The 23,355-nt window shown below is 49.4% G+C and carries 18 protein-coding genes; 9 read left to right on the top strand and 9 right to left on the bottom strand.

What is annotated here, in order from left to right; all coding sequences use genetic code 11:
* Positions 1-6 precede the first annotated feature (6 nt).
* The 9 genes from ACIDITHRIX25_RS91295 to ACIDITHRIX25_RS91255 all read right to left on the bottom strand — a co-directional run bounded on the left by ACIDITHRIX25_RS91295 (position 7) and on the right by ACIDITHRIX25_RS91255 (position 10,083).
* Positions 7-495 (bottom strand): hypothetical protein, encoded by a 489-nt coding sequence (locus ACIDITHRIX25_RS91295; RefSeq protein WP_052604628.1) that lies wholly within the window; start codon positions 493-495, stop codon positions 7-9.
* Positions 496-941: 446 nt separating this feature from the next.
* Entirely contained in the window at positions 942-1,922 is a 981-nt protein-coding gene (locus ACIDITHRIX25_RS91290) for an aldo/keto reductase (protein WP_201732719.1), read from the bottom strand.
* Positions 1,923-2,355: 433 nt separating this feature from the next.
* Entirely contained in the window at positions 2,356-3,024 is a 669-nt protein-coding gene (locus tag ACIDITHRIX25_RS91285) for a haloacid dehalogenase type II (protein WP_201732718.1), read from the bottom strand.
* A 238-nt stretch (positions 3,025-3,262) separates the two neighbouring features.
* Positions 3,263-3,904, bottom strand: coding sequence for a peroxiredoxin-like family protein (locus tag ACIDITHRIX25_RS91280; protein ID WP_201732717.1), 642 nt, complete (start codon positions 3,902-3,904; stop codon positions 3,263-3,265).
* Positions 3,905-3,954: 50 nt separating this feature from the next.
* Positions 3,955-4,320 (bottom strand): hypothetical protein, encoded by a 366-nt coding sequence (locus ACIDITHRIX25_RS91275; RefSeq protein WP_213333412.1) that lies wholly within the window; start codon positions 4,318-4,320, stop codon positions 3,955-3,957.
* A gap of 324 nt (positions 4,321-4,644) precedes the next feature.
* Positions 4,645-6,063: an aldehyde dehydrogenase family protein gene (locus tag ACIDITHRIX25_RS91270; protein ID WP_201732961.1), complete on the bottom strand. Its 1,419-nt coding sequence runs from the start codon at positions 6,061-6,063 to the stop codon at positions 4,645-4,647.
* 335 nt (positions 6,064-6,398) lie between these two features.
* Positions 6,399-7,340, bottom strand: a complete 942-nt coding sequence (galE, locus tag ACIDITHRIX25_RS91265; RefSeq protein WP_201732715.1) for a UDP-glucose 4-epimerase GalE — start codon at positions 7,338-7,340, stop codon at positions 6,399-6,401.
* A gap of 173 nt (positions 7,341-7,513) precedes the next feature.
* Entirely contained in the window at positions 7,514-8,509 is a 996-nt protein-coding gene (locus ACIDITHRIX25_RS91260) for an aldose epimerase family protein (protein ID WP_201732714.1), read from the bottom strand.
* Between the two features lie 104 nt (positions 8,510-8,613).
* Entirely contained in the window at positions 8,614-10,083 is a 1,470-nt protein-coding gene (locus tag ACIDITHRIX25_RS91255) for a glycoside hydrolase family 36 protein (protein WP_201732713.1), read from the bottom strand.
* 442 nt (positions 10,084-10,525) lie between these two features.
* On the opposite strand from ACIDITHRIX25_RS91255, the gene ACIDITHRIX25_RS91250 reads away from it, so the two are divergent.
* From ACIDITHRIX25_RS91250 to ACIDITHRIX25_RS91210, 9 genes are all read left to right on the top strand, one after another.
* Positions 10,526-11,800, top strand: coding sequence for an ABC transporter substrate-binding protein (locus ACIDITHRIX25_RS91250; RefSeq protein WP_201732712.1), 1,275 nt, complete (start codon positions 10,526-10,528; stop codon positions 11,798-11,800).
* Positions 11,801-11,939: 139 nt separating this feature from the next.
* On the top strand, positions 11,940-12,932 hold the full coding sequence (locus tag ACIDITHRIX25_RS91245) for a carbohydrate ABC transporter permease (protein WP_201732711.1): 993 nt from the start codon (positions 11,940-11,942) through the stop codon (positions 12,930-12,932).
* Positions 12,929-13,825: a carbohydrate ABC transporter permease gene (locus ACIDITHRIX25_RS91240; protein WP_201732710.1), complete on the top strand. Its 897-nt coding sequence runs from the start codon at positions 12,929-12,931 to the stop codon at positions 13,823-13,825. The genes ACIDITHRIX25_RS91245 and ACIDITHRIX25_RS91240 overlap by 4 nt, the downstream gene beginning before the upstream one ends.
* Positions 13,826-13,830: 5 nt before the next feature.
* A complete protein-coding gene (locus tag ACIDITHRIX25_RS91235) occupies positions 13,831-15,852 on the top strand; it encodes a beta-galactosidase (RefSeq protein WP_201732709.1) in 2,022 nt (673 codons plus the stop codon).
* 52 nt (positions 15,853-15,904) lie between these two features.
* On the top strand, positions 15,905-16,699 hold the full coding sequence (locus ACIDITHRIX25_RS91230; RefSeq protein ID WP_201732708.1) for a DeoR/GlpR family DNA-binding transcription regulator: 795 nt from the start codon (positions 15,905-15,907) through the stop codon (positions 16,697-16,699).
* 77 nt (positions 16,700-16,776) lie between these two features.
* Positions 16,777-16,941, top strand: coding sequence for a hypothetical protein (locus ACIDITHRIX25_RS91225; protein WP_201732707.1), 165 nt, complete (start codon positions 16,777-16,779; stop codon positions 16,939-16,941).
* The gene (gene galT / locus ACIDITHRIX25_RS91220; protein WP_201732706.1) at positions 16,934-17,923 is read left to right on the top strand and encodes a galactose-1-phosphate uridylyltransferase; all 990 of its coding nucleotides are present in this window, start codon (positions 16,934-16,936) and stop codon (positions 17,921-17,923) included. Before ACIDITHRIX25_RS91225 ends, galT begins: the two co-directional genes overlap by 8 nt.
* Complete coding sequence (locus ACIDITHRIX25_RS91215; RefSeq protein ID WP_201732705.1) at positions 17,916-19,037, top strand: galactokinase; 1,122 nt, start codon at positions 17,916-17,918, stop codon at positions 19,035-19,037. The genes galT and ACIDITHRIX25_RS91215 overlap by 8 nt, the downstream gene beginning before the upstream one ends.
* A 680-nt stretch (positions 19,038-19,717) precedes the next feature.
* Positions 19,718-23,329 (top strand): beta strand repeat-containing protein, encoded by a 3,612-nt coding sequence (locus tag ACIDITHRIX25_RS91210; RefSeq protein WP_201732704.1) that lies wholly within the window; start codon positions 19,718-19,720, stop codon positions 23,327-23,329.
* Positions 23,330-23,355: the final 26 nt, after the last annotated feature.

The following is a 23,355-nucleotide window of genomic DNA, read 5'->3' as shown; positions in this document are numbered from 1 at the left end:
GAGAGACTAGACGTCCCCTTCTTCCCCCCAGATCTCTCGTACTTTTTTTTGAAGAACCAATAGAGCAGCAGCTTCTGCTAGCGCCTTTTCTTTCCGTCGAAGTTCAGCTTCAATTCGTACTCTAGCTTTACGTTCTTTATCAAGTTCCGCCTGGTGAGCCCTATTAGCAGCACTCTTGTTGTCAAGAGCTGACTCTAGGGTGTTGCGCCACTCCTCCAGGTCTACTGCTAGAACTCCATTTGATCTCAACCAAGAACCGAGTTCGTGCTCATTCATCGCAGCTGTGTCAACAACAGCTTTGATCTTGTTGATCTTATCGCTGGCTGAATTTGCACTAGCCTTGCGCTCTGAGTTCCACTGGTAGACAACGTTTGCATTGATTTCGTTATCCCTTGCAATCTTGGCGATAGCACCAGGTGTAGCATCTCCTGAATTGTCGAGCTCATATAGAGCTGCAACTACTTTTTGCTTTAGTTCTTTGGGGTACCTTTTCATGTCCATTCCATCTTCGCCCTCTTATAAACAAAAATCAAGCTAGATGACAACAATCTTGGCAGAGAGGGCTAGTTCAGGGTTGTGAGGGTGGTAGAAAGATCCAAGGTTGAGATCAGCCTCAGGCGTGTTAGTGCCAAGGTGCCTCCGCTGTACATCTGCCATCTAACTTCGGTTTCAGCAGAGCGACGTCAGTGAATTTTTAGCTACCGCTAAGATCGGTGAAAGTGCTAAGGATCGAAGTGGGAAGTCGGGAGAATAGGACACGTAGGTCGTTTTAGCTATTGCCGCAATCAATTCAGGCCACCTATTAGAGGTGGCCTGAGAACGTCTTTTGAAGTCAAAGTTAAATGCGTAGGCTCGTGAGGTAAGTCGGAAGATTACGACAGCGATGCCGACATGAGATCGAATTTTTCATGTGGCGCTCATCTCCGTTGTACTTCTTTCGATTACCAGCGTGGATGAATAGATGATCTTAGATACTGGTCGTAGATGTCAACTACGCCGGTATCTATTGATGCTCCCAGATCGAGATAGTCAGTAGCTGCTAAATTTCCCTTGAGCTGGCTGATATTTCGCGCACCAGGGATAACTGTTGATACTGCGTCATGAGAGAGAATCCAAGCTATTGCCGCTGTAGCGGGCGCAACTGCGTTCTGTAGGTTGGCAAACCTCTTGGCTGCTTGGAGGCCTACTTCGTAGTCCACTCCCGAGAAGGTCTCTCCTACGTCGAAAGCTTCGCCCTTCCGATTGTAGTTGCGGTGGTCGTCTTGACTAAAGATGGTCTCTTTTGTGTACTTGCCGCTCAATAGCCCTGACGCTAGTGGAATTCTTGCGATTATCCCAACTCCAGCCTCTTTGGCGCTTGGAAGTACCTCGTCGAGGGGTTTTAGTCTGAAGGCGTTGAAAATGATTTGAACTGTTGCCACGTTCGGCCTCTTAATCGCTCTTAAGGCTTGAGAGCAAGTTTCTACGCTGACGCCGTATTTTTTGATAGCGCCTTCGTCAACGAGGCGATCAAGGTCGTCATAGACACTTTCAATATCGAAGACCTCGTCTGGTGGGCAGTGCAATTGTGTCAAGTCGAGGCTATCGACTCCTAAATTTGTCCGCGAACGATCGATCCACGCGGAGAAGTTTTCGTAGGTGTAAAAGGAGCTGTCGAGAGGAGCCCTTCGCCCCATCTTGGTGGCCACAATGACCTTATCTTTGTCAATAGTCTTGAGGAATGAGCCGATTATGCGCTCACTCCTTCCATCGCCGTAGACGTCGGCGGTGTCAAAGAAGTTGACGCCGGCCCCATAGGCATTGCCTAGTATTTCAAGTGCCTGTTCTTCTGATACATCCCCCCAGTCGCCGCCTAGTTGCCACGTGCCAAGACCAAGTGCAGAAACTGTAAAATTCGCTCGCTGTATCTGTCTATTTTCCATGATTAATACCCTAGTGAAGTGCAGCCATTGATCAGATTCCTGCCCTTTTTAGAAAGTGACAAAGGGAGAGGAGGATTTGATGGAATCTGCTTGTGGAAGGGGCCACTGCGGCTGATGCGGAGGAGCTCACTTAGGGCGAAGACGCTCGAGATGGTAGTTCTCATGAGGAGGTTTTGGCTCATAGCTATCGATCCATCCAAACTTGGTCGGACCGTGAAAGGCGGTTACCTTAAACGCCGTCGGTGCAATGGAAAACCATAACTTCATCTCGGCTTCCACCGCGGTCCTTGATTTAGCTTTGATCTTTAGTGAGTCACCGACGGCTGTATTGATTCATGCACCGTGGAGGTCGGTCGCGATTTCAGTTTCTAGACAGTTTCGGCGCTATGAGCTGAACGGTATACCTTGGAAGTACAGTTATTCGATTGATTTGCTAGGCGTCGAGGAGAATCATAAGGTCGTTTAGATCTTGCCCAACATACTTTGCTCTTGCGCCAAGGTTTTCGAATGGAGCTCGACGTCTATTTACCCAAAATGTGTCAAAACCGTAGGTGGAGGCACCATTTATGTCCCAACTATTAGATGATACAAAGAGGATTTCAGCCTTTGAACATGCGGTAAAGCCGAATATTTGGTCATATGCGATTGGGCTAGGTTTGAAGACGCCTCCCGCTGAAGCCGAGACAAGATAATTGAGTGAGGAGTGCAGTTCATCGTTCTTGACGGCGATCTTGATAGACGACGGAGTTCCATTGGATACAACCATCGTTTCGAAGTTTCTATTGAGTCGGGCAAGAACGGTACCAACTTCGTCGAATGCGGGAAGGTCAAGATACGATCGCGCAATGTCCTCAACTAATTCGTTGGTATGGTCGAGGCCGAGAAGTTCTATTGAATAGACGAGTGCATCGGCCGTGATTTCATCGAAGTCCTTGAAGTCTCCGGTAAGTGATCGTAACCAAGTGAACTCCAGTTGAAATCTCCGCCAAAGTGATACAAGTTCTATACCTTTGTCGCCAAAGTAGCGAACGCATGCATCTTTGGTGCCATCGGTATTCAGCAGAGTTCCGTAAAGGTCGAAGGCGATTACTTTGTAGTTCATTTCATACTCCGATCGAACTAGATTGTCGAGGACCATTACTTCTAGTAAGTGTCACAATCTCGAATTAACTAGCTCTCGTCTGTAAGAATACTTTCGAAATCGACTCTATGTAGCCCCTAGGCAATCGATTGTGGCTGAAGGACTTCAAGTTCAACAAGTGTGCCCCCTTGAGTAATTGTTAGAGGCAACATTTGTCACTGCGGAACTACGAAACTAGCGCTCTCAAGACCCTCGGAACTTATACGAGCGCTCGAGCCGCTTCAAGAATTGCCGACGGATCTTTGCGCTTGGTGTAGTCGAGGTCGAAGAAGTTTGCGACGACGGTGGAGTCGCGGTTTACTATCAAGGTTGCAGGTACCGGTAGTTCGATTCCTTCGCCTGTACGCATGATATCAAGGCCAAGCTTTTCGTAGACATCTATTAGGTCTTTGGGTAGTGAAAACACTAGGTTGAGCGATCTAGCTACACTTTGGCTTGGATCGGCGGCAATCGGGAAGGTCAGTTCCCTCTTTTGGATCGTCGCACCTATACGGTCGATCTCTTCTGGTGCGATCGCTAGCAGCCACAACCCTTGTTCTTCGAATTTGTGAATCAATTGCTGGTAGCTCTGAAGCTCCATGTTGCAGTACGGACACCACCCGCCTCGGTAAAACTTGATAACTCCCGGACCCTTGGACAAAGCGTCCTCCAAATAAAATTTCGAGCCATCGCTAAGGTCTAGTTCGAAGCTCGGAACCTTGTCGCCGACCTTTACAATTCCTTCGCCAAAGCCGCTATCTTTGAGCAGCTGAGTTGCTCGATCCATCACGGCAAGAGTCTCTGTATCAATTCTCTCTCGAGCCCTCTGGTTGTAAAAAAGTAAGTCGTCTACGAGTGCCAACTAAAACCTCCGGAGAAACTTCGAATCAATTATCAGAGTTATATAACCGTCTAAAGGCTGATAAATTTCTCTCGGTCGAGCTCTATCCGATTGTTAGTCGGTGATTGGTTGCTTGAGAGATATGACAACTTCGAATAGTAGTTCGTCAATTCAGTCGTTAAATCTGATTTCGTACCCCTTGAATTCGTATCTTTCGATTGAGAGCTTCCACTTCGCACATTATGGACCTTTACAACTATCTTGCCTTGTGAAGATGGATGGGAAGCCTTCGCGCGCCTTCTAGCTCGTTCGCTACTTTTTTGAGGTAGATCAGCAATCAATGGAGCTATGGCGAGCGTTATGAAAAGTAGCAAGAGTGCTACGAAGATTAAGATTGTCATAATTATTGCCGCCTCTTTTGAGTCCACTTTGTACATGAAGCTTCGACCCCTAAGTTAGGAATCTGCTTAGACTGACCTAACCGTAGCCATAGTGATGAAAGGGATTTTCAGAAGAGCTTCAGGTTGCGCGCGGAGGTCCAAAGGGAGAGTGCTTGACGACTCACAAACGTAGTAATTGGGCTGTTGAAGGTATCGCAAAGGTTTTTCAGGTTCCTATGTGCGTGGACTTGGCATAATTTGAACCTTCTGATGCAAGTGAGTCGACCCAAAGTGTCCGAGGCAGGCGGAATGGTAATTTGAACCTGCCTCGGTCTGTTTGGCGCGATTAATTGAAATTAAATGTGCTTAGGTATTTGTTGGCTACTCTTGTATAGCTTTGACCAAGAGAAACTCTTCAAAGCCATGGTGGCCGAACTCGCGACCGATTCCAGATTTTTTATATCCGCCAAAGGGGGCGTTGGGGTTGAAAGCTCCTCCATTTATCTCCACTTGACCAGTTCGAATCTCGCGCGCAATGGACCTGGCTCGATCTTGAGTCGAGGCCCACACTCCTCCCGCCAAACCGTAGTCAGAGTCGTTTGCAATCGAAATAGCCTCTTCTTCGGAGTCAAATGGCATGATCACAAGAACCGGGCCGAAGATCTCCTCCTTGGCGATGGTCATATCTGAGGTGACATTCGAAAAGATCGTTGGTTTGACGAAGTAGCCAGTTTCGAGCCCTTCGGGTTTTCCAGAACCGCCTGTTACCAAGGTAGCGCCCTCCTCGATTCCGATTGAGATGTAGCGCTGAACCCTATCCCATTGTGCCTGTGATACTAGGGGACCAAGGCGCGAGCTCCTAGCAAATGGATCGCCAACGGTCATCTTTTCAGCTGCATTTGCGGCGATCTGCTCTGCCTCTGTAAGTTTGCTGCGATGAACAAGCATTCTTGTTAGCGCCGAGCAAGTCTGCCCAGAGTTTAGAAATGCCTTTGACACTCCATCTGCGACAGCTCGATCGAGATCTGCGTCCTCCAGAATAATATTTGCGCTCTTCCCGCCTAGTTCGAGGGCGACTTTTGCAATTCGCGAGCCGCAGATTTCGGCTATGCGTCGTCCCGCGCGTGTGGAGCCTGTGAAAGAGACCATGTCAACGTCAGGGTGTTTGGCGATTGCCTCGCCAACGACTGGTCCAACCCCGCATACGAGATTAAAGACGCCAGCTGGCAGTCCAACTTCATCGATTATCTCCGCGAGAAGAAAGGCGTTCAAGGGTGCTACTTCGGATGGCTTCAACACGACAGTGCAACCAGCAGCGATCGCGTAGGCAACCTTGGCCGCAATTTGGTGAAGTGGATAGTTCCAAGGCGTGATACAACCGACGACACCGATCGGCTCACGTACGATGATTGAATTTCCCGAGCGCTCCTCGAATTCAAAATCTGACGCGATCGCGGCAGCAGTGTTGAAAGAATTGATTGGTAGGCCAACTTGGATCAAAGAACTTAGATTCTTGACCATTCCGACCTCTTGAGAGACGATCGTAGATATTTCGTCGAGGCGAGCCTGAAGTCCTTCAGCAATTCTGGTGCAGTACTTAGACCTCTCCTCAACTGACACCTTTGACCACGTATTGAATGCTCGTTTGGCTGCCTGAACAGCGGTCGCGACGTCTTCGGCGGTACCTTCGGGTACCGTCGCCATGACCTCTTCGGTCGTGGAATTTACTACTTCGATAGTCGATGTTGAGGTGGATTTAATCCACGATCCATCGACGTAGATGGCGTCTCTTGTTATCATCATCTTCCCCTTCTTGAAAATTTTTAATATTGGAGATATGCCGTGTCGCGGCGTACGCCAACGACCCCTCGGGCTAATTTCTCCCCTAATCGTATCATTTTGAGGCTAGATCCGTATTTGGTAATGAAATAGCGCATTTCGTTTCGTCGTCAAAAGGGCAGGTAGCTACCGAAGATCAAAACGACTCTTTGATGGCTCTAGAAGTACGGAAGGTTTATCGTTGAGCCCAGCAGGGTATGACGAGCGCAGGGCCAAATTTCGGCCTTGGATCACACTTGAAGTTCGATTGTGTCAATTCGTTGAAATTGAAGGTAGAAATCTTCAGGTGGACGATCCTATGCTTCGAGTGAACTTTTGACGATTTCGATTAAGGCCGGTATCGAAGGAGTCCAACCGAGCTCCTCTGTGATCCGCAGTGAACTTGCGACTAGCTCGGGTGCGTCACCGCTCCTCCGGTCGGCAAATTCAATCTGTGGAGCTACCCCCAGTAGATCACCAATAGTCTTTACCACTTCTAAATTCGAGTAACCGTTTCCATTTCCTAGATTAAATACTTTGTACGAACCATCCGTTGAGCGCCCTAGCGCTAACTCGGCGGCACGTGCTAGATCGACAACGTGGATGTAGTCCCTTACGCAAGTTCCATCTCGGGTGGGATAATCGGAGCCAAAGATGGTAACTGCTTCGTTTCGTTGGATTCGCGCTGTCGCCACCGGAATAAGGTGAGTCTCCGGGAGGTGTCGTTCGCTTCGACCTCTAAAGGTGCCTGAGACATTAAAGAACCGAAGGCTGGTACCGGTGATTCCGTACGCCTTGGCGTAAGATTCAATCGCCATATCCATCGTTAACTTTGTCATTCCATATGTGTTGGCCGGTGATGGCGGAGTATCTTCCGTGATAGGTGAAGCAGCTGACACCCCATATACCGCCGCCGTTGAGGCAAAGACGAAACGTGGGATCTCCCTTATTCGAGCAAACTCTAAGAGGCGTTGTGTTCCGATTACGTTATTTTTCCAGTAGAGTGCTGGGTTTTGAACCGACTCTTCGACACGCGAATGTGCAGCGAGGTGAATTATTCCATCGAATTTTTTCCCCTCATCGAATATGTTGAGGGCGTCGGAAATATCGCCTTCGATGAAGTTCGCATTGACGGCTACGGCGTCTCGATATCCACGAGAAAGATTATCGAGAACGTCGACGTCGTGGCCCTGTGAGACAAGGTACTCGGTCATGACGCTTCCGATATATCCGGCGCCGCCGGTAATTAGGATCTCCATTTTTACCTCCTGGCATTCTTGTGTTGGTCTCGCGTGTGGACGGACAACTACTTCCTGTGATACTCAATTCAGATGGATTCGTGTCCATTTGGGTCCAATTTGTAATTTTGAGTTACGGCGACGTCAGAGCTGCAACTCAATTTCTTGGCTAAGTTTCGATAGGTCGTCGCTGGTCATTCGATGAATATCCCCCATTGAAGATCTTTTGTCTCAAATGGTTCAAGCAAATGGCTATCAGGCTCGAGGTTGAATGCGTTAGGTGGACCGGTCATAGGCTCAAGGGCAATCGAAGCATTTGAGGGGTTTGAAGAGTCAAAGTAAGCCTGAACATGGTCGAAGTTTTGATCGTAAAAGATGCCGCACTTGCGAGTGCCATCAGTTATGTAGGCTCGATCGAATGAATCCAACATTGCGTGATCTGGTGTGGATTGCCGCGCCTGGCCGCTGGAGTTGATGAGATCTGTAAATGCATAGTCAAGGTAGGTCTCCCCAATCCTTCGCGGAGATCTAAAGTCGAGATCGACGATGTCGGCGGAGGGTCCAACGAGTGCTTTGAGTGAAGCGGAATCGTCGACCGATACCTTCTCAACTGGATTCTTTCTCTCGTCCACCAGCCATAGTTGATTGGCTGGAATATACAAAGAGCACTCCTGAACCGGTCTATTTGGAATTTTTAAGTAAGGGTGCGATCCAAATACAAGGGGAGCTGAGTTGGTTCCCCGATTTTCGAAGTTTATCGATATAAGTAGCAATGCATCTTTGAGCTCGAAGGTGATCGTCGTCTCAAGAATGAAGGGCCATCCGGGACTTGGTACTAGGAGATAGCGAAGTGCGAGAGTGTCAACACTGTGAGAGATAAGATCGAACTCCTGCCATCGCACAAGGCCGTGAATTGAATTATTCAACGCTATCTCATTGATCGGTAACTGATACGAGACTCCTTGGTGGTCGTATCTGCCGTCAGCGACTCTATTTGCCCATGGAATGAGCATCTGACCTCTGGCCTTTGAGACCATCTCGTCGATCGGAGTCTCTTCTACATAGCTTTCATTCTGGAATGTAAATGACCGAAGAGTTGCCCCGACGGAAGAAATTATCGCGGAGGTTTCACCCTTTTTGAGATGGTACTGAATTCCAGTTGGGTGGAACGTCTCTCTGTTCGTGGTCAATTTGAACTCCCTCTTTGACTCAATCGCATCGATTACCTTCTATTTCGACGAAGGTTATGCCCGCCTCGTCATTTAGCGGGCATTTCATTTGCATCTTAGGGATGTCAAACGTTCTTCTCGTGATCGGCAATCGTCGAAGTTGAACTGTTGTAGGCCGCGTTTGAGATGTCTAATGTCGTCGCCGTAGCCGTATTGCGAGGGCTCGACGTCTGAAGTAGGTCTTTCAACCTAGAGAGTGCCCACTCGTCGAGGGTGTCTATCGGATCAGAGAAGGTTCTAAGGCCACCATTTGCTTCCATTGCAGAAGCGATTAGTTCCCGCGCCATGATTGAAGGCCTTGTGAGCGCACAGTCGTGGTCGTTGATCCATAGGTTTCCATGGAGCGGAGCCCTGCTTCGAGCGTTCAGTACCGCTGCCCGACTTCCAGGCTGGCTAACGTCCTGAAGAGGGGGATTCCAATGCGGAGCGATGTCGGGCGAAATCCTCATAGCGTCGAATAGGCCGACCGATGGAAGAATCGGTGCTCCGCAGCCGACTAGTGTCGCTTCACTGCCAATGATTTCGCGGATTCCGCTGAGAACTTCGCGATAAGGCTCTGTTGTTGGGTCGTCTGAAATTAAGCCAGCGTAGAGGTAGTCGAGTTTGAAGTAGGTAATCCCCTTATCGGCTAAGTACTTGAACGTATCGAAGATTGAGCTTCTCACATTCGAGTTTTTGAGATCGGTAACTAAGAGCCTTTGTTGCCAGTTGTAGCCAGCACTTTGGTTTGGTGCAATGAAGGACGGATTGTCAATCACGGATTGAGATTTTTCCCCAATGAGAAATGGGGCTACCCAGATTCCAACGTTGTACCCAATATCTTTTACGGTCTTTATCGTGGCGTCGAGGTCCCCAAATCGGCTAGAGGGCCTCCAAGTTCCGAGATCGATCTGCCATCCGTCATCGATCTGAATGGTATCTACATTTAATTTGAGAGCGGCAATTTTTTCGGCCTCGGAGGTGATATCTGCCGCCGTCACATTCGTCCAATAGCAGTACCATGAACACCAAGCAGGCTCAATTGCGGATTTGAAGTTAACCTGAAGGCGCAGCGCGTAGTCGCGTGACAGTGCATCTAAAACACTTGGAATTGAGGTTAATGCTGGCCAAGCGCGTACTTCGATTGCACTTGTAGATTCCACTAAAAGCGCTGAGGAGGTGGCTATGGTATTCATTTCACGCCCAAGTGCAGTGAAGTTACCATGCGGAATGCCCGAACTATCTTCTATTACTGTTGCGGTGATGTGTGGTACCAAGCGCGGAAGGTCAACTCCTTCAAATGAAAGGATTGGCGTACCGTCACCTGGATCGACAATAAGCCATCCGTCTGAGACGAACCTTCCCGGCCCGCTAGGATCGACAAATCCGGGGCGAAAGGCCATAGTCTCCCAGATCTCTCGTTTTGGCCTAGGTGAAGTTGAAAGTGTGGAGTAGCTTGCCGAAGGGCTCCAGGACTGCCAACCTAATTCAAAGACTTGGGCCGAATTGGAATCGATCGGTAGAAGAAAGTTGGCCGGTTTCGTCTCAGATGGCATAGGTGGATCCTCGTGTGCGCGAAATTGAATTCAATCTATCAGTAAATGTTACTCTTTGATACTTTTTGTGAGAATTATGGACATTTCCAAAAATTTTTCAGCTGGGTGATTGAAGTATTGAGCATCCATTTCCGACGATTTCCCCATAAATACTCGTTTGTAGTGGTGTTTCTAGATACAGCGATCAGCTGGCGAGGCAATGAGACGTTGCGGAGCCTCGAGCAAATGTGGGAAAATGTTAGAAAAAGTAACAAATTTGTTGCTTCTGCGTTGCAAATTGTTTTCCAACGTGTTAACTTCGAATGGGGCAACGCTCTAAATGGGCTGCGATGCTGGGGTTAGCATCGCGATAAGTAAAAGGGGGGAAATCAAGATGGGCTATCAAGGCTCAATCTCACGATTCTTCAAACGCAGTAGTAAGGGCATAGCTTTAGGCTTGTCAGTGGCTACATTGGCAGCCGCTTGCGGCTCAACCGCATCAAGTAGCAGTACCTCTGCACCAACTACATCTGCTGGTGTAGTGCACTTGACCTTCTGGTCATGGGTGCCCGGTCTGCAGACGTCTGTAAACATGTGGAATAGCTCACATCCGAACATTCAAGTCAAGCTCGACGAGGTGACTTCGGGCGCCGCTGGCACATATGCGAAGATGTTCTCCGCTTTGCAAGCCGGTAACGCACCCGACCTTGGTCAGGTTGAATATCCAATTCTTCCGAACTTTGAGCATGTGGGTGGACTCGTGAACTTGGCTCAATATGGAGCGAATTCCATTAAGAGCCAATTTGTGCCTTGGACGTGGAACCAAGTTTCACAAGGTAGTGGAGTTTACGCTATCCCTCAAGATACCGGTCCTATGGGCTTGTTCTACAGGGCAGATCTATTTACCAAGTACGGCTTAACTGTACCTACGACGTGGGCCGAATATCTAACTGACGCACAAAAGATTCATCAGCAAAATCCAAATGCCTACATCGCGGCGTTTCCGGCATCTGACTCAGCTTGGTTCTCTGCACTCGCGTGGCAGGCAGGAGCCAAGTGGTTCAATACCCAAGGCAATTCATGGGTGGTCAACATGGCTGATCCCGCGACGCAGCAGGTAGCGAATCTTTGGCAGACCATGATCGCTCAGGGATTAGTTAAGGTCGAACCTGACTTTTCTACCGGATGGTATAAGGATCTTTCAGACGGAACGATTTTGACTTGGCCAACAGCGGTCTGGGGCGAAAATACAATTGCCACTAATGCCGCAACCACTTCAGGCGATTGGCGAGTTGCACCGATGCCAAACTGGGGAACGACGACAGTGGACGGTAACTGGGGTGGCTCTACTACCGCAGTATTCAAAGATACAAAGTATCCAGCTCAAGCAGCTCAATTTGCAGAGTGGCTGAATACTAATTCCGGAAGTATCAATAACATGATTACTACTGGTGGTCTTTATCCTGCATCGCTCGCAGGCCAGAAATTGCCGGCGGCAAATACGCCGGTAGCCTTCTACGGTGGTCAAAACATCTGGCAGGTCTTTTCTCAGGGTTCGAAGGCAGTCAACACAAGCTTCCTCTGGGGTCCTGTGATGTCGACGACCTTTACACAGCTAAATGACGCTTTTGCCAAGGCGACCACAGGGTCTGGAACCTTAGCAGATGCCGTCAACACTACGCAAAGCTCTACGATTTCAACTATGAAACAGCAGGGATTTACAGTAGCGGCTGGATAGGCGCCACGATCTCAGGCTCTTAGAGCGTTGACCTTCGGGAGCTCTGGTGGCCCCACCCGCTACCTGAGCTCCCATGGAAGGTTGAACCTTGACAGAGAGCTTTTCATGCCACGTTCAATGCTAGAGGGGGAGCATACAAGTGACAACAATAGACCTTCCTGGAAGGGCAGGCGAACCCGCGAACTTAAAGCAAGGAAAGGCTGTTGCGGGAAAGGAACGTATGAAGCGGTCTAGGGGAAACAAGGTTGCACCTTTGATGTTCCTCACGCCGTTTATGGTTCTTTTCGCGATCTTTTTCTTATTGCCGATCGGTTACGCGATCTACCAAAGCCTTTACCACAGTCAAGTATCTGGATTGGGGCTAGGTCCAAATTCCACGGTTACGAAGTTTGTCGGACTCAGTAACTTTTCTTCGGTCCTTCATGACCACAGCTTTTTTTCAGGCCTTGGAAGAGTTATCCTTTTTGGGATCGTTCAAGTGCCGATTATGCTTGTGCTGGCAACCCTGCTTGCACTTCTTCTAGATTCAGCGACGGTTCGCCTCAAGCGCTTTTTTCGACTCGCATTCTTCCTTCCATATGGTGTTCCAGGTGTAATCGCTGCGATCTTATGGTCGTTCCTCTATCTGCCCGGCCTTAGTCCAATCGTTTCGGTCCTCAAAAGCGCAGGCTTTGGAACGAAAAACTTCTTGGGGATTCACAGTGTCCTATGGTCGATTGCAAACATTATCACCTGGGAGTACACCGGCTACAACATGTTGATTATCTACGCCGGCCTGCAGGCAATTCCTCCAAGTCTCTTCGAGGCGGCACGGATCGATGGTGCTAGTGAGATAATGGTTTCGCTTAGGATCAAACTTCCCCTGATCTTTTCCTCGATAGTTCTGACAGCGGTATTTTCGATCATTGGAACCCTCCAGCTCTTCTCAGAGCCGCAAGTGCTGCGCGCAGTAACGACGAATATCTCGTCATCATTTACTCCTAATCTTCTCGCCTATACCAAGGCATTTGTGGAAAATGATCCCAATACCGCTGCTGCTGTAGCTGTGATATTGGCACTTGGCACCTTTATTCTTTCGTTTGGATTTCTGAAGCTCGTTCAAAGGCGGGCATTTAGTGAGGTTGAGCTATGACAATATTAGACGTCGAAAAGCCCACTAGAAAGAAGGGCCCGACCGGAGCAGAGAGGCTTACCTCTCGTACCTCAATCATTTCTATGGCTTTCCTCTTCGTGATGGCTACCTACTTTTTGGTCCCTGTCTACTGGTTAATCATATCGTCTACCAAGGGGCCGGCGACCCTCTATGGCTCGCAGGGGTTTTGGTTTAGCCACTTCCAATTTTTTTCGAATCTTTCGGGCCTCTTTAGCTACAGCAACGGAATCTTTGTTCGTTGGATTTTAAATACAGTGCTGTATGCAGGCGTCGGTGCGACAGTCGCGACCTTGATCGCTTCAATGGCTGGATATGCGCTATCGAAGTATAACTTCGTCGGCAAAGAGGCGGTCTTCTCGGTGATACTCGGAGGCGTCCTAGTACCTGGCACGGCGTTGGCACTTCCTCTATATCTGTTGATGGCAAAGGTGCACTTGACTGATACCTACTGGTCTGTGCTTCTTCCTGCGTTCGTCTCTCCCTTTGGCGTTTTTCTCTCTCGTGTATATGCAGGTGCATCTATCCCAGATGAATTGATAGATGCTGGACGCATAGACGGGGCGAGCGAATTTAAGATCTTTAGGTCAATTGGTCTCAAGATTATGTCACCCGCGCTGGTAACGATCTTCCTATTCCAATTTGTGGCCATCTGGAATAACTTCTTCTTGCCATTAGTGATGCTCTCAAACCAAAATCTATATCCGGTGACACTTGGGCTCTATTCGTGGGATAACCAATACGGGCAAGCTCCTCAGCTAATCGCTTACGTAGTTATAGGCGCCCTGATATCGGTGATTCCGCTGATCATTGCGTTTCTATCACTGCAACGCTTTTGGCAGACAGGTCTAACTTCAGGAAGCGTAAAGGCATAATCGATATGGAGAGCAGTAAGAGTAGGGTCAAAGATCCTTTGGTGAATGACGGAATCTTTTTTGGAGGAGACTATAACCCTGAGCAGTGGGATCGAGAGACCTGGCTTGAGGATGTTGAACTCATGGCGCGAGCAAGAGTAAACCTCGTTTCGGTGGGTATCTTCTCTTGGTCCCGCTTGGAGCCTGAAGAGGGCCGCTTTGACTTTGCTTGGCTAGATGAAGTACTTCAGCTCCTCTACGACCGTGGGGTCTACGTTGACTTAGCAACGGCGACCGCGTCTCCCCCTGCGTGGTTGATCAAAAAAGACCCCACGGTCCTACCCGTAGACCATGAAGGTCGGCGATTGAGTTTTGGAGCTAGGCAGTCGTATTGTCCCAATTCGCAGAGCTTTCGGTCGGCAGCTTCGTCACTTGTTGAACGTCTAGTCGATCGCTATAGCGACTTTCCGGGTTTGAAGATGTGGCATGTTAGTAATGAGTACGGTTGTCACGTCTCAAGGTGTTATTGCGAAAATTGCGAGGCAAAGTTTCGCTCCTGGCTTTTGAAGCGTTACGGAAGTATTGATCTACTAAATCACGCTTGGGGAAGTGCCTTCTGGAGCCAACTGTACGGTAACTTTGACGAGGTAAATCCTCCGCGAATAGCACCGACATTTGCGAATCCAACGCAACAGCTTGACTACTACCGTTTTGCTTCTGACTCAATCAGAGAACTCTACGAGATGGAATCAGAGATCATTCGACGTCGTTCTTCTAAGCCGATAACTACGAACTACATGGGCTTTTTCAAGGGAGTTGATCAATTTGCGTGGAGGGGCGTGGGAGACTTCGTCTCTTTCGATAGCTACCCCGATCCTCACGCGGGAGAAGTTCATGTTGATTGCGCTGCGGGTTACGATCTAACTCGATCCGTAGCAGAGGGTGAGCCTTGGATTTTGATGGAGCAGGCTCCAAGTGCTGTGAATTGGCGCGGAATAAATGGCGTGAAGAAGCCTGGCCAGATGCGGGCGTTGAGTATGTCAGCTGTAGCACGAGGTGCAAATGGCGTGATGTTCTTTCAGTGGCGAGCCGCAAAGGCGGGAGCAGAAAAGTTCCACAGTGCGATGTTGCCTCACACTGGTCCAGATAGCCGTATCTATAGAGAAGTTACCCAACTCGGCGAAGACCTCACCAAACTTTCTTCGGTCGTTCGTGCCAAAGTAAATGCTGAGGTGGCGATTGTATTCGATTGGAACAATTGGTGGGCAATTGAACTCGATAGTCACCCAACAGATCACGTACTTTACCTCCTGGCCATTCGTAAGTTCTACGGATCTCTTCAACGCTTAGGTGTAACTTGTGACTTTGTATCTCCTAGCGATGACCTTTCCAGTTACAAAGCAATAGTTGCTCCGAATTTGTATCTTTGCTCTCATGACTTTGCTGAACGGATAGCGCGCTACGTCGAGGGTGGAGGCTCTGTCTTGGGAACGTATTTCTCGGGCATCGTTGACGAAAACGACCACATCGTTCTAGGTGGCTATCCAGGTTACCTGAGAGATGTATTTGGTGTTGTTGTGGAAGAGTTTTCTCCCCTTCGTCCAGGGGAAAGTTTTGAATTTACCTTCGCGAATAACCCCGTCGTTCGGCGGGGAACGATTTGGAGTGAGATTGTTAGAGCTACTACTGCGAGTGTGTTAGCAAAAGCTGTCCAGCTTGGAGATGTCGAGAGTATCCCTGGGGACCCTACGAGTGGTGTTCTCTTTGAGAATCAATTTGGCAACGGTAGGGCGCTGTACTTATCGACAGAGGTTGAGGACGACTTCTTGGATCTAGTGGTTCAAAGGTTGCTCGGCGAAGGCGGAGATGGCGTTACGAACGAAAATGTTGAGGTCGTTCAGCGCGGAGAATTCACATTTGTCATAAACCACGGCGGCCATGTTGAATTTTCGTTAAATCGTAGATGTAGGGATCTTCTTTCGGGAATGGAACTCGCTGAAGGTGTTAGCTTGAAGCCGTACGATGTCCTCGTTCTAGAGGACGTCTAGGTAGGGGTTGAGATGGTTTTGGTTCTACGTGCAGTTCTGGCAGGTGTGTTTGATGATACCTAGTCAAAGGCGCAGTCGAATCTTTGAAGAACTGCGTAATCGCGGTTCGGTTCGTGTCGTAGAACTCGCGGACCTTTTCAGTGTCTCTGAGATGACCGTGCGTAGAGACTTGGACCTCATGCAGGAGTCTGGTCTCCTTGTGAAGGTACACGGTGGAGCCGTGGTATCGGATAAGAGTGCCGAAGAGCCGGGTTTTGAGGTCAAAGTATTGCAGATGGCCACCGAAAAGGCGGCTATCGCACGGGAGGCGATTAAGTACGTCGCCCCGGGAAATTCAGTTGCGGTGTCGGCGGGTTCAACGACCTGGGCTCTTGCGAAGTTGCTTCCGACAGTTCCAAATGTGACTGTAGTTACCAACAGTCTCAGCCTTGGGGTCGAGTTGCACGACAAGTTCCCAATGCTTCCGTTGATAATGACCGGCGGAGTACCTACCCCATCGGGTGCTCTCGTTGGGCTAGTCGCCGACGTCGCAATTGAGTCACTTTATGTTGATGTTCTGTTTTTGGGTGTTCACGGCATGGATCCAGAGGCAGGTTTGACTACTCCTAACCTTGCCGAGGCGCAGACTAATAGGACGCTTTTGCGCTACGCTCGACGAGTCGTTGTCCTGGCTGATCACACTAAATGGAGAAAGATTGGAATGGCAAGGATTGCGCCCATATCTGTCGCAGACGTTTTGATTACTGACGATGGTATTTCAGACGAGGCACGGATCTCCCTTGCGGACTCTGTAGGGGACCTTACGGTGGCGATGGTCGAGGGTGAACGTATGGAGTTGTCGAGTTAAGTATTGAATTGCTGCCCCATTTAGGTCAAGTAGAGCGAAAAGTTGTTGGTAGTTGGGCTATGAGCGGGAGTTTAGTAATGCCAGAAAAGCAAGCTGAAGGTAGCAAAGCTGCGACCCCACCCACGGAAGTTATCGAAATGGGTGGGATTGAATCTTTGATCAAGCGTGAGACCTCATTCAAAATTGATGGAAGGCGAATGACGTTTTACACGAGATTAGAGGTTGGTAAGAGCGGTGACTGAACGTCGTTTTGACCCTACCAGAAATGAGTGGGTGACATTTGCGACCCACCGTCAAGACCGAACTTACAAGCCAAAGGCCGACTTTTGTCCTTTGTGTCCTACCAAGAGTGGCGCGCGAAAGACTGAGATCGATCGCGAGACGTTCGAGATTGTAACTTTTGATAATCGCTTCCCAGCCTTTTCACCGACGGCTCCGGAGCCAGGTGTATCGTCTACGCAATTTCATCCGGTTGCTCCGGCCAATGGTAGGTGCGAAGTTGTCGTCTACTCAGACGATCACCATTTGACCTTCTCTGATTTGACGTCAGCGAGGGTTCGAATGTTGGTTGACGTATGGGTTGACCGTTGGAAGGTGCTTGGTTCCGAGGATGATATAGCTTATGTCATGCCCTTCGAGAATAAAGGCGAAGAGGTTGGCACCACCTTATCTCACCCACATGGACAGATCTATGGCTACCCGTTTATCCCTCCTGTTCCGCTAAAAGAGTTGACGACGGCGGAGGATTACTTCGAAAAGAACCATCGGTGCGTAGAGTGCGATGCAATACAAGGTGAATTGCACGATGGGAGCCGCATCGTGTTTCAAAACAACTTCGTGGTAGCTTGGGTTCCTTTCTGGGCTAGGTACCCCTATGAAGTCCACGTTGCCCCCAAACACCATGAACCTAACTTGGCGACCTTGTCAGATGAGGTGCGGAAAGATTTTGCCGATGCACTCCTGCGTGTAGCTAAGAACTACGATCTACTCTTTGGATTCTCTCTACCTTATATCATGGGGTTCCATCAAAGTCCGACCGACGGTGATATGCGGTGGAACGACTTTTCGCATCTGCACGTCGAGTTCACGCCACCACACAGAAGTGCGGATAAGTTGAAGTTTCTGGCAGGATCAGAGTCTGCCGGAGGGGCTTTCATCTCAGACGTTGCCCCTGAGAGCGCGGCGACTCTGCTCCGAGAGCGATGGAGCACCGTGAATGATTGATCCTGCTAATGCGATTGACTTTGCGCGGAGTAGCTTTTCATCCAGCCCCGAAATTGTAGTAGAAGCACCAGGGCGGATCAATTACATCGGAGAGCACACTGACTATAACGGTGGCCTCGCACTGCCCGTCGCGATTGATCGCGGTATATCTATGGTGATCACAAAGAGTTCGCAAGGTTCAAAGATTCGAGCGATATCTCAGAGTCAATCAACGCTGGTAGAAGTTGGCCTCGACGATGTAGTTCGCATGGACTCCTTCGAAGGTTGGTCGAGGTATCTCCTAGGTGCGGTTAAGGTCCTCCTAGACGAGGGTTTTGCCCTACGGGGTGCTGATATCGCTATATCGTCTGATCTACCTCTTGGATCGGGGCTATCTTCAAGTGCTGCTCTCTTACTAGCTGTTATCTTCGGGTTGAGCCTTCACAATGGCCTCGATCTGCCTCGAGATAGAGTTGTCGAGTTAGCCCATCGAGCCGAGAGTAGCTATTCGGGAGCCAACGTTGGCTATCTCGATCACTTTGCCATCGGGTATGCAACTCCTAATCGCGCTACGCTAATTGACTTTGCAACCATGAAGTACCATAGCTGTGAGATGCCCTTTAGTGACTTGATCGTCGTTGATTCGAACGTCCACCACTCAATAAGTGCAGGGGGTTACGGCAAGCGGCGGCTCGAGTGTGAGTTAGCTGCCAAAACCCTGAACCATCGCTTTATCTCAGAGGCGACCCTCGAAGAGGCACAATCCCTTGAGGATTTGGATCTACGGAGGCGTGCGATGCACGTTATATCTGAAAATGAAAGGGTTCGAAGTGTGGCAAGGGCTTTTGACGATGGGAAGACCGGTGCAAGTTATCTAGTTGAATCGCATGAATCGCTCCGTGATCAATTTCAAGTCTCCTGCGCCGAGACCGATCTCATCGTCGAAAGTGTGCTTAGGGCAGGCGCTGAAGGCGCAAGGATGGTCGGTGGCGGATTCGGTGGATCTTGCATAGTAGTCGGCGGTGACTTTGAAGCTTTAGAGGCTGTGGTCTCTAATGACTTCGCTAGCCGCGGTTTTTCCCAGCCCACTCTCTTTCGGGCCGGCTTGAGTGGCGTTTTGCGGCAAGTGCATTGATTTGAAGAGTTATCCCTGTTTAACCCTTTATAGGTCGTACGATCTGCATTTTTGATATCATGTAGATCTCAACTTATTGAAGATATTTCGGTTTACTTCATGGTCGCCGTGGTTGATTTTCCTCGGCGGTGGCTGATATTTAATGCGCTCCGATGTCATCGATGCGACGTACTTGCCCCCGTAGATGCCATTAGTTAGAAAAAACCCACCTGAATTTAGTTTTAAGTGATTGTCCGGTTTTTTTGAAGATGCTCCTTCCTCCGATTATTCGCTGTCTCAGGCTTGCAATTCCTGAATGCGTCGCTTATGTCATAATCAAAATGAAAGTAACAACGTCGACTATAGGTTAGGGTCATTTCGAGGAATCGGCATATTCCATGACCTATGGTGGAGATTCGAAATGAATGCGAATTCCGCTAATTTTAGAAAGTGGAGCTAAACGACCATTTCCCATCGTTGGGATTCTGCTAACTTTGGGTTGAGCGCTGTATATCTGAACTAATTGTTGCTATTTCTCCCCCAAACCTCTTATCTGTCAATTTACGTTTGATATATTTTTTTGGTCGCAATAATAATTTTCTTCACGTAATTATCAACTTGATCACTACACCCAAAGAGAGCCTGTTTCTCTTTGGGTGTAGTGGTTGTGGGTTACATATAGACAAACGGAGCATTACAAGGTGTCGCAGCTTTCTGTCCGAAAAAGAATCTCATCTGCCATGAGAGATCGATTGGTAAAACTAACTACAATCCTCACAGCTACGATCCTTAGCCTTGGCATATTGCCACTCTTTACGGGAGGGATAACGCCAGCTTCAGCTACTCCTACTACTACTACTAATCCTCCTCAAGCACCAGTTCAGTTAACCCCAGTTGTAGACAACTCAACTTCCGTAACCCTCAATTGGAGTAGTTCTGCAAGTTCCACTGTCACTGGATACAACGTCTATGAAGGTACCTCAACGAACGGAGAGTCAGCTACGGCTGTAAATACGACGCCGTTATCGCAAGCCACAACTAGCTATCAAGTAACCGGACTAACAGCGAAGCAATCCTATTACTTCACCATCAAAGCAGTAGATTCATCTTCAAATACATCAGCTGCTTCAAATGAAGTAACTGCAACCCCAAATGCAACCCCAATCCTCTACGTCGCTCAAAGTGGCACAGATTCGAGTACTTGCGGTACTCATAGCAACACGTGTAAAACTATTGGTCAGGCAGTCTCAAATGCATCAAGCGGTGACACCATCAACGTTGGATCATCAACTGCAACTAGCCCCTTCCAAGAGACAGTGATTGTCAACAAAGACCTAACAATCACTGGCCAAGGTGCATCATCTACCTTCGTTGGTGGAACTTCAACATCGAACATGGTCTCTGGATCAGTCTTTACAGTAAGCTCAGGAATCACAGCCACCATCACAGCAATGACGATTCAGTACGGCAACACAGCCGGCTTAGGCGGCGGCATCTTCAACTCCGGGACCCTCACCGCCACCAACGACACCATCTCGAACAACACAGCCATCTACGGCGGCGGCGGCGGCATCAACAACTCCGGCACCCTCACCGCCACCAACGACACCATCTCAGGCAACACAGCCGGCAACGGCGCCGGCGGCGGTATCTTCAACAACAGCAACCTGACCGCCACCAACGACACCATATCAGGCAACAAAGCCACCAACGGCGACGGCGGCGGCATCTTCAACAACAGCAACCTCACCGCCACCAACGACACCATCTCGAACAACACAGCCATCTACGGCGGCGGCGGCGGCATCAACAACTCCGGCACCCTCACCGCCACCAACGACACCATCTCAGGCAACACAGCCGGCAACGGCGCCGGCGGCGGTATCTTCAACAACAGCAACCTGACCGCCACCAACGACACCATATCAGGCAACAAAGCCACCAACGGCGACGGCGGCGGCATCTTCAACAACAGCAACCTCACCGCCACCCTCACCGCCACCAACGACACCATCTCAGGCAACTCATCCGGCGACTTCGGCGGCGGCATCTACAACTCCGGCACCCTCACCGCCACCAACGACACCATCTCCGGCAACACAGCCATCTCCGGCAACGGCGGCGGCATCTACAACTCCGGCACCCTCACCGCCACCAACGACACCATCTCCGGCAACGCAGCCCCCAACGGCGGTGGTATCTTCAACATCTCCGGCACCCTCACCGCCACCAACGACACCATATCAGGCAACAAAGCCACCAACGGCGACGGCGGCGGCATCTTCAACAACAGCAACCTCACCGCCACCCTCACCGCCACCAACGACACCATCTCAGGCAACACAGCCACCAGCGGCGGTGGTATCTTCAACAGCAGCAACCTGACCGCCACCAACGACACCATCTCAGGCAACACAGCCGGCCAAGGCGCCGGCATCTTCAACAACCGCGGTACTCTAACCGCCACCAACGACACCATCTCCGGCAACACAGCCATCTACGGCAACGGCGGCGGCATCTACAACGGCGGCGGTACCCTTACCCTCGCAGCCTCTATAATCGCCGATCAAAACTCCGGTGGTAACTGTACTGTGAATGGTGGCACCATCACCGATGCCGGCTACAACCTAGATAGTGATGGAACGTGTGGCCTAACTTCATCAAAACATTCACTTAGTAGTACCACAATCACCCTCCCAACTCTTATCACCGTTGGTAGCACCCAAGTAATCCCAATAGCACCACTATCTCCAGCCTTTGATGTGATCCCATCGACCTCCCTCCTCTGTACAGGTGGTAATAGCGTTGTCCTTGTCACGGGTCAACCTGGAATCAACATCCCATCTACAGATCAAGTAGGTAACCCTCGTATTGTCACAGATGGAACGACATCTGCTTCATACTGTTCAATTGGCTCCTATCAAGATCAAACCCTTGCGCTATTTCAGCCACAAAACCTTACAGCTATCCCAACGGGAAACAAGATAGATCTCTCTTGGTCACCATCTACAAATGCACTTGGCAAAAGCCCCGATAGCTACTCGGTTTATGTAGGTTCTACTTCAGGCAATGAATTAAAATTCGCAATTAAGTGTGCAGATTCAAGAACTACATCTTGTACTTTTACGCCAAGTACCCTAGGTGCAACCTACTACTTCTATGTAGTTGCAAATAGCGCTACCTATGGGAATTCCGTACCATCTAGTGAGGTGAGTACGATTGCCAACAACTATCCGAGTCAACCACTAATTCCAAATGCGACCGCTAATGGAACGTCATCGATCACGATTTCGTGGGAAGCTCCATCTAGTGATGGCGGAACAGCAATTACTAGCTACCAAGTCTTTGAAGGAACAGCACCTGCTAAAGAGTCAACATCTCCAGTTTGTACAACTACTACAACGACAACCTGTACCGTAACAGGACTCAACCCATCTGCGACTTACTACTTCGACGTAGTAGCTAAAAACGGAACTGGTAACTCAAAAGCCTCAAATGAGGTTTCAACAACCACGGCAACACCTATCCAAAGCCCATCTGTACTAGCAAACCCCGGATACTACATAGCTGCAAATGACGGTGGAGTATTTACCTATGGAAGTGCAAACTTCTATGGCTCTCTAGCTAATACACATCTCAACAAGCCAATAGTAGGAATCACCTCAACCCCAGATGGCAAAGGCTACTGGCTAGTTGCATCAGATGGAGGAGTCTTCTCATTTGGTGGTGCTACCTTCTACGGTTCAACTGGCAACATGACCCTCAACAAACCAATAGTAGGGATCACCTCAACCCCAGATGGAAAGGGCTACTGGCTAGTCGCATCTGATGGAGGAGTCTTCTCCTTCGGAGACGCTACCTTCTACGGTTCAACCGGCAACATGACTCTAAACAAACCAATAGTAGGAATCACAGCAACTCCAGATGGCAAAGGCTACTGGCTAGTTGCATCAGATGGAGGAGTCTTCTCATTTGGTGACGCTATCTTCTACGGTTCAACTGGCAACATGACCCTCAACAAACCAATAGTAGGGATCACCTCAACCCCAGATGGAAAGGGCTACTGGCTAGTCGCATCAGATGGAGGAGTCTTCTCCTTCGGTGACGCTATCTTCTACGGTTCAACCGGCAACATGACCCTCAACAAACCAATAGTAGGGATCACCTCAACCCCAGATGGAAAAGGCTACTGGCTAGTTGCATCAGATGGTGGAGTCTTCTCCTTCGGTGATGCTACCTTCTTAGGTTCAGTAGCGAATCTCAACCTCAACCAGCCAGCAGACTCCATACGAAGTGTTGCACTGGCTGGGTAGGTGTATTAGCAGAAGAACTGCGCTGG

The organism is Acidithrix sp. C25, assembly GCF_904848545.2.
Note: the sequence above shows the minus strand (reverse complement) of the source record. Positions and strands in the feature narration are given on the sequence as shown.

Bases quoted from the DNA above. Each gene is read 5' to 3' on its own strand.
- ACIDITHRIX25_RS91235 (WP_201732709.1), top strand. From the start codon at position 13,831: ATGGAGAGCAGTAAGAGTAGGGTCAAAGATCCTTTGGTGAATGACGGA.
- galE (WP_201732715.1), bottom strand. From the start codon at position 7,340: ATGGAGATCCTAATTACCGGCGGCGCCGGATATATCGGAAGCGTCATG.
- ACIDITHRIX25_RS91270 (WP_201732961.1), bottom strand. From the start codon at position 6,063: ATGATAACAAGAGACGCCATCTACGTCGATGGATCGTGGATTAAATCC.
- ACIDITHRIX25_RS91285 (WP_201732718.1), bottom strand. From the start codon at position 3,024: ATGAACTACAAAGTAATCGCCTTCGACCTTTACGGAACTCTGCTGAAT.
- ACIDITHRIX25_RS91295 (WP_052604628.1), bottom strand. From the start codon at position 495: ATGAAAAGGTACCCCAAAGAACTAAAGCAAAAAGTAGTTGCAGCTCTA.
- ACIDITHRIX25_RS91225 (WP_201732707.1), top strand. From the start codon at position 16,777: ATGCCAGAAAAGCAAGCTGAAGGTAGCAAAGCTGCGACCCCACCCACG.
- ACIDITHRIX25_RS91275 (WP_213333412.1), bottom strand. From the start codon at position 4,320: ATGTACAAAGTGGACTCAAAAGAGGCGGCAATAATTATGACAATCTTA.
- ACIDITHRIX25_RS91240 (WP_201732710.1), top strand. From the start codon at position 12,929: ATGACAATATTAGACGTCGAAAAGCCCACTAGAAAGAAGGGCCCGACC.
- ACIDITHRIX25_RS91290 (WP_201732719.1), bottom strand. From the start codon at position 1,922: ATGGAAAATAGACAGATACAGCGAGCGAATTTTACAGTTTCTGCACTT.
- ACIDITHRIX25_RS91230 (WP_201732708.1), top strand. From the start codon at position 15,905: ATGATACCTAGTCAAAGGCGCAGTCGAATCTTTGAAGAACTGCGTAAT.
- ACIDITHRIX25_RS91255 (WP_201732713.1), bottom strand. From the start codon at position 10,083: ATGCCATCTGAGACGAAACCGGCCAACTTTCTTCTACCGATCGATTCC.
- ACIDITHRIX25_RS91215 (WP_201732705.1), top strand. From the start codon at position 17,916: ATGATTGATCCTGCTAATGCGATTGACTTTGCGCGGAGTAGCTTTTCA.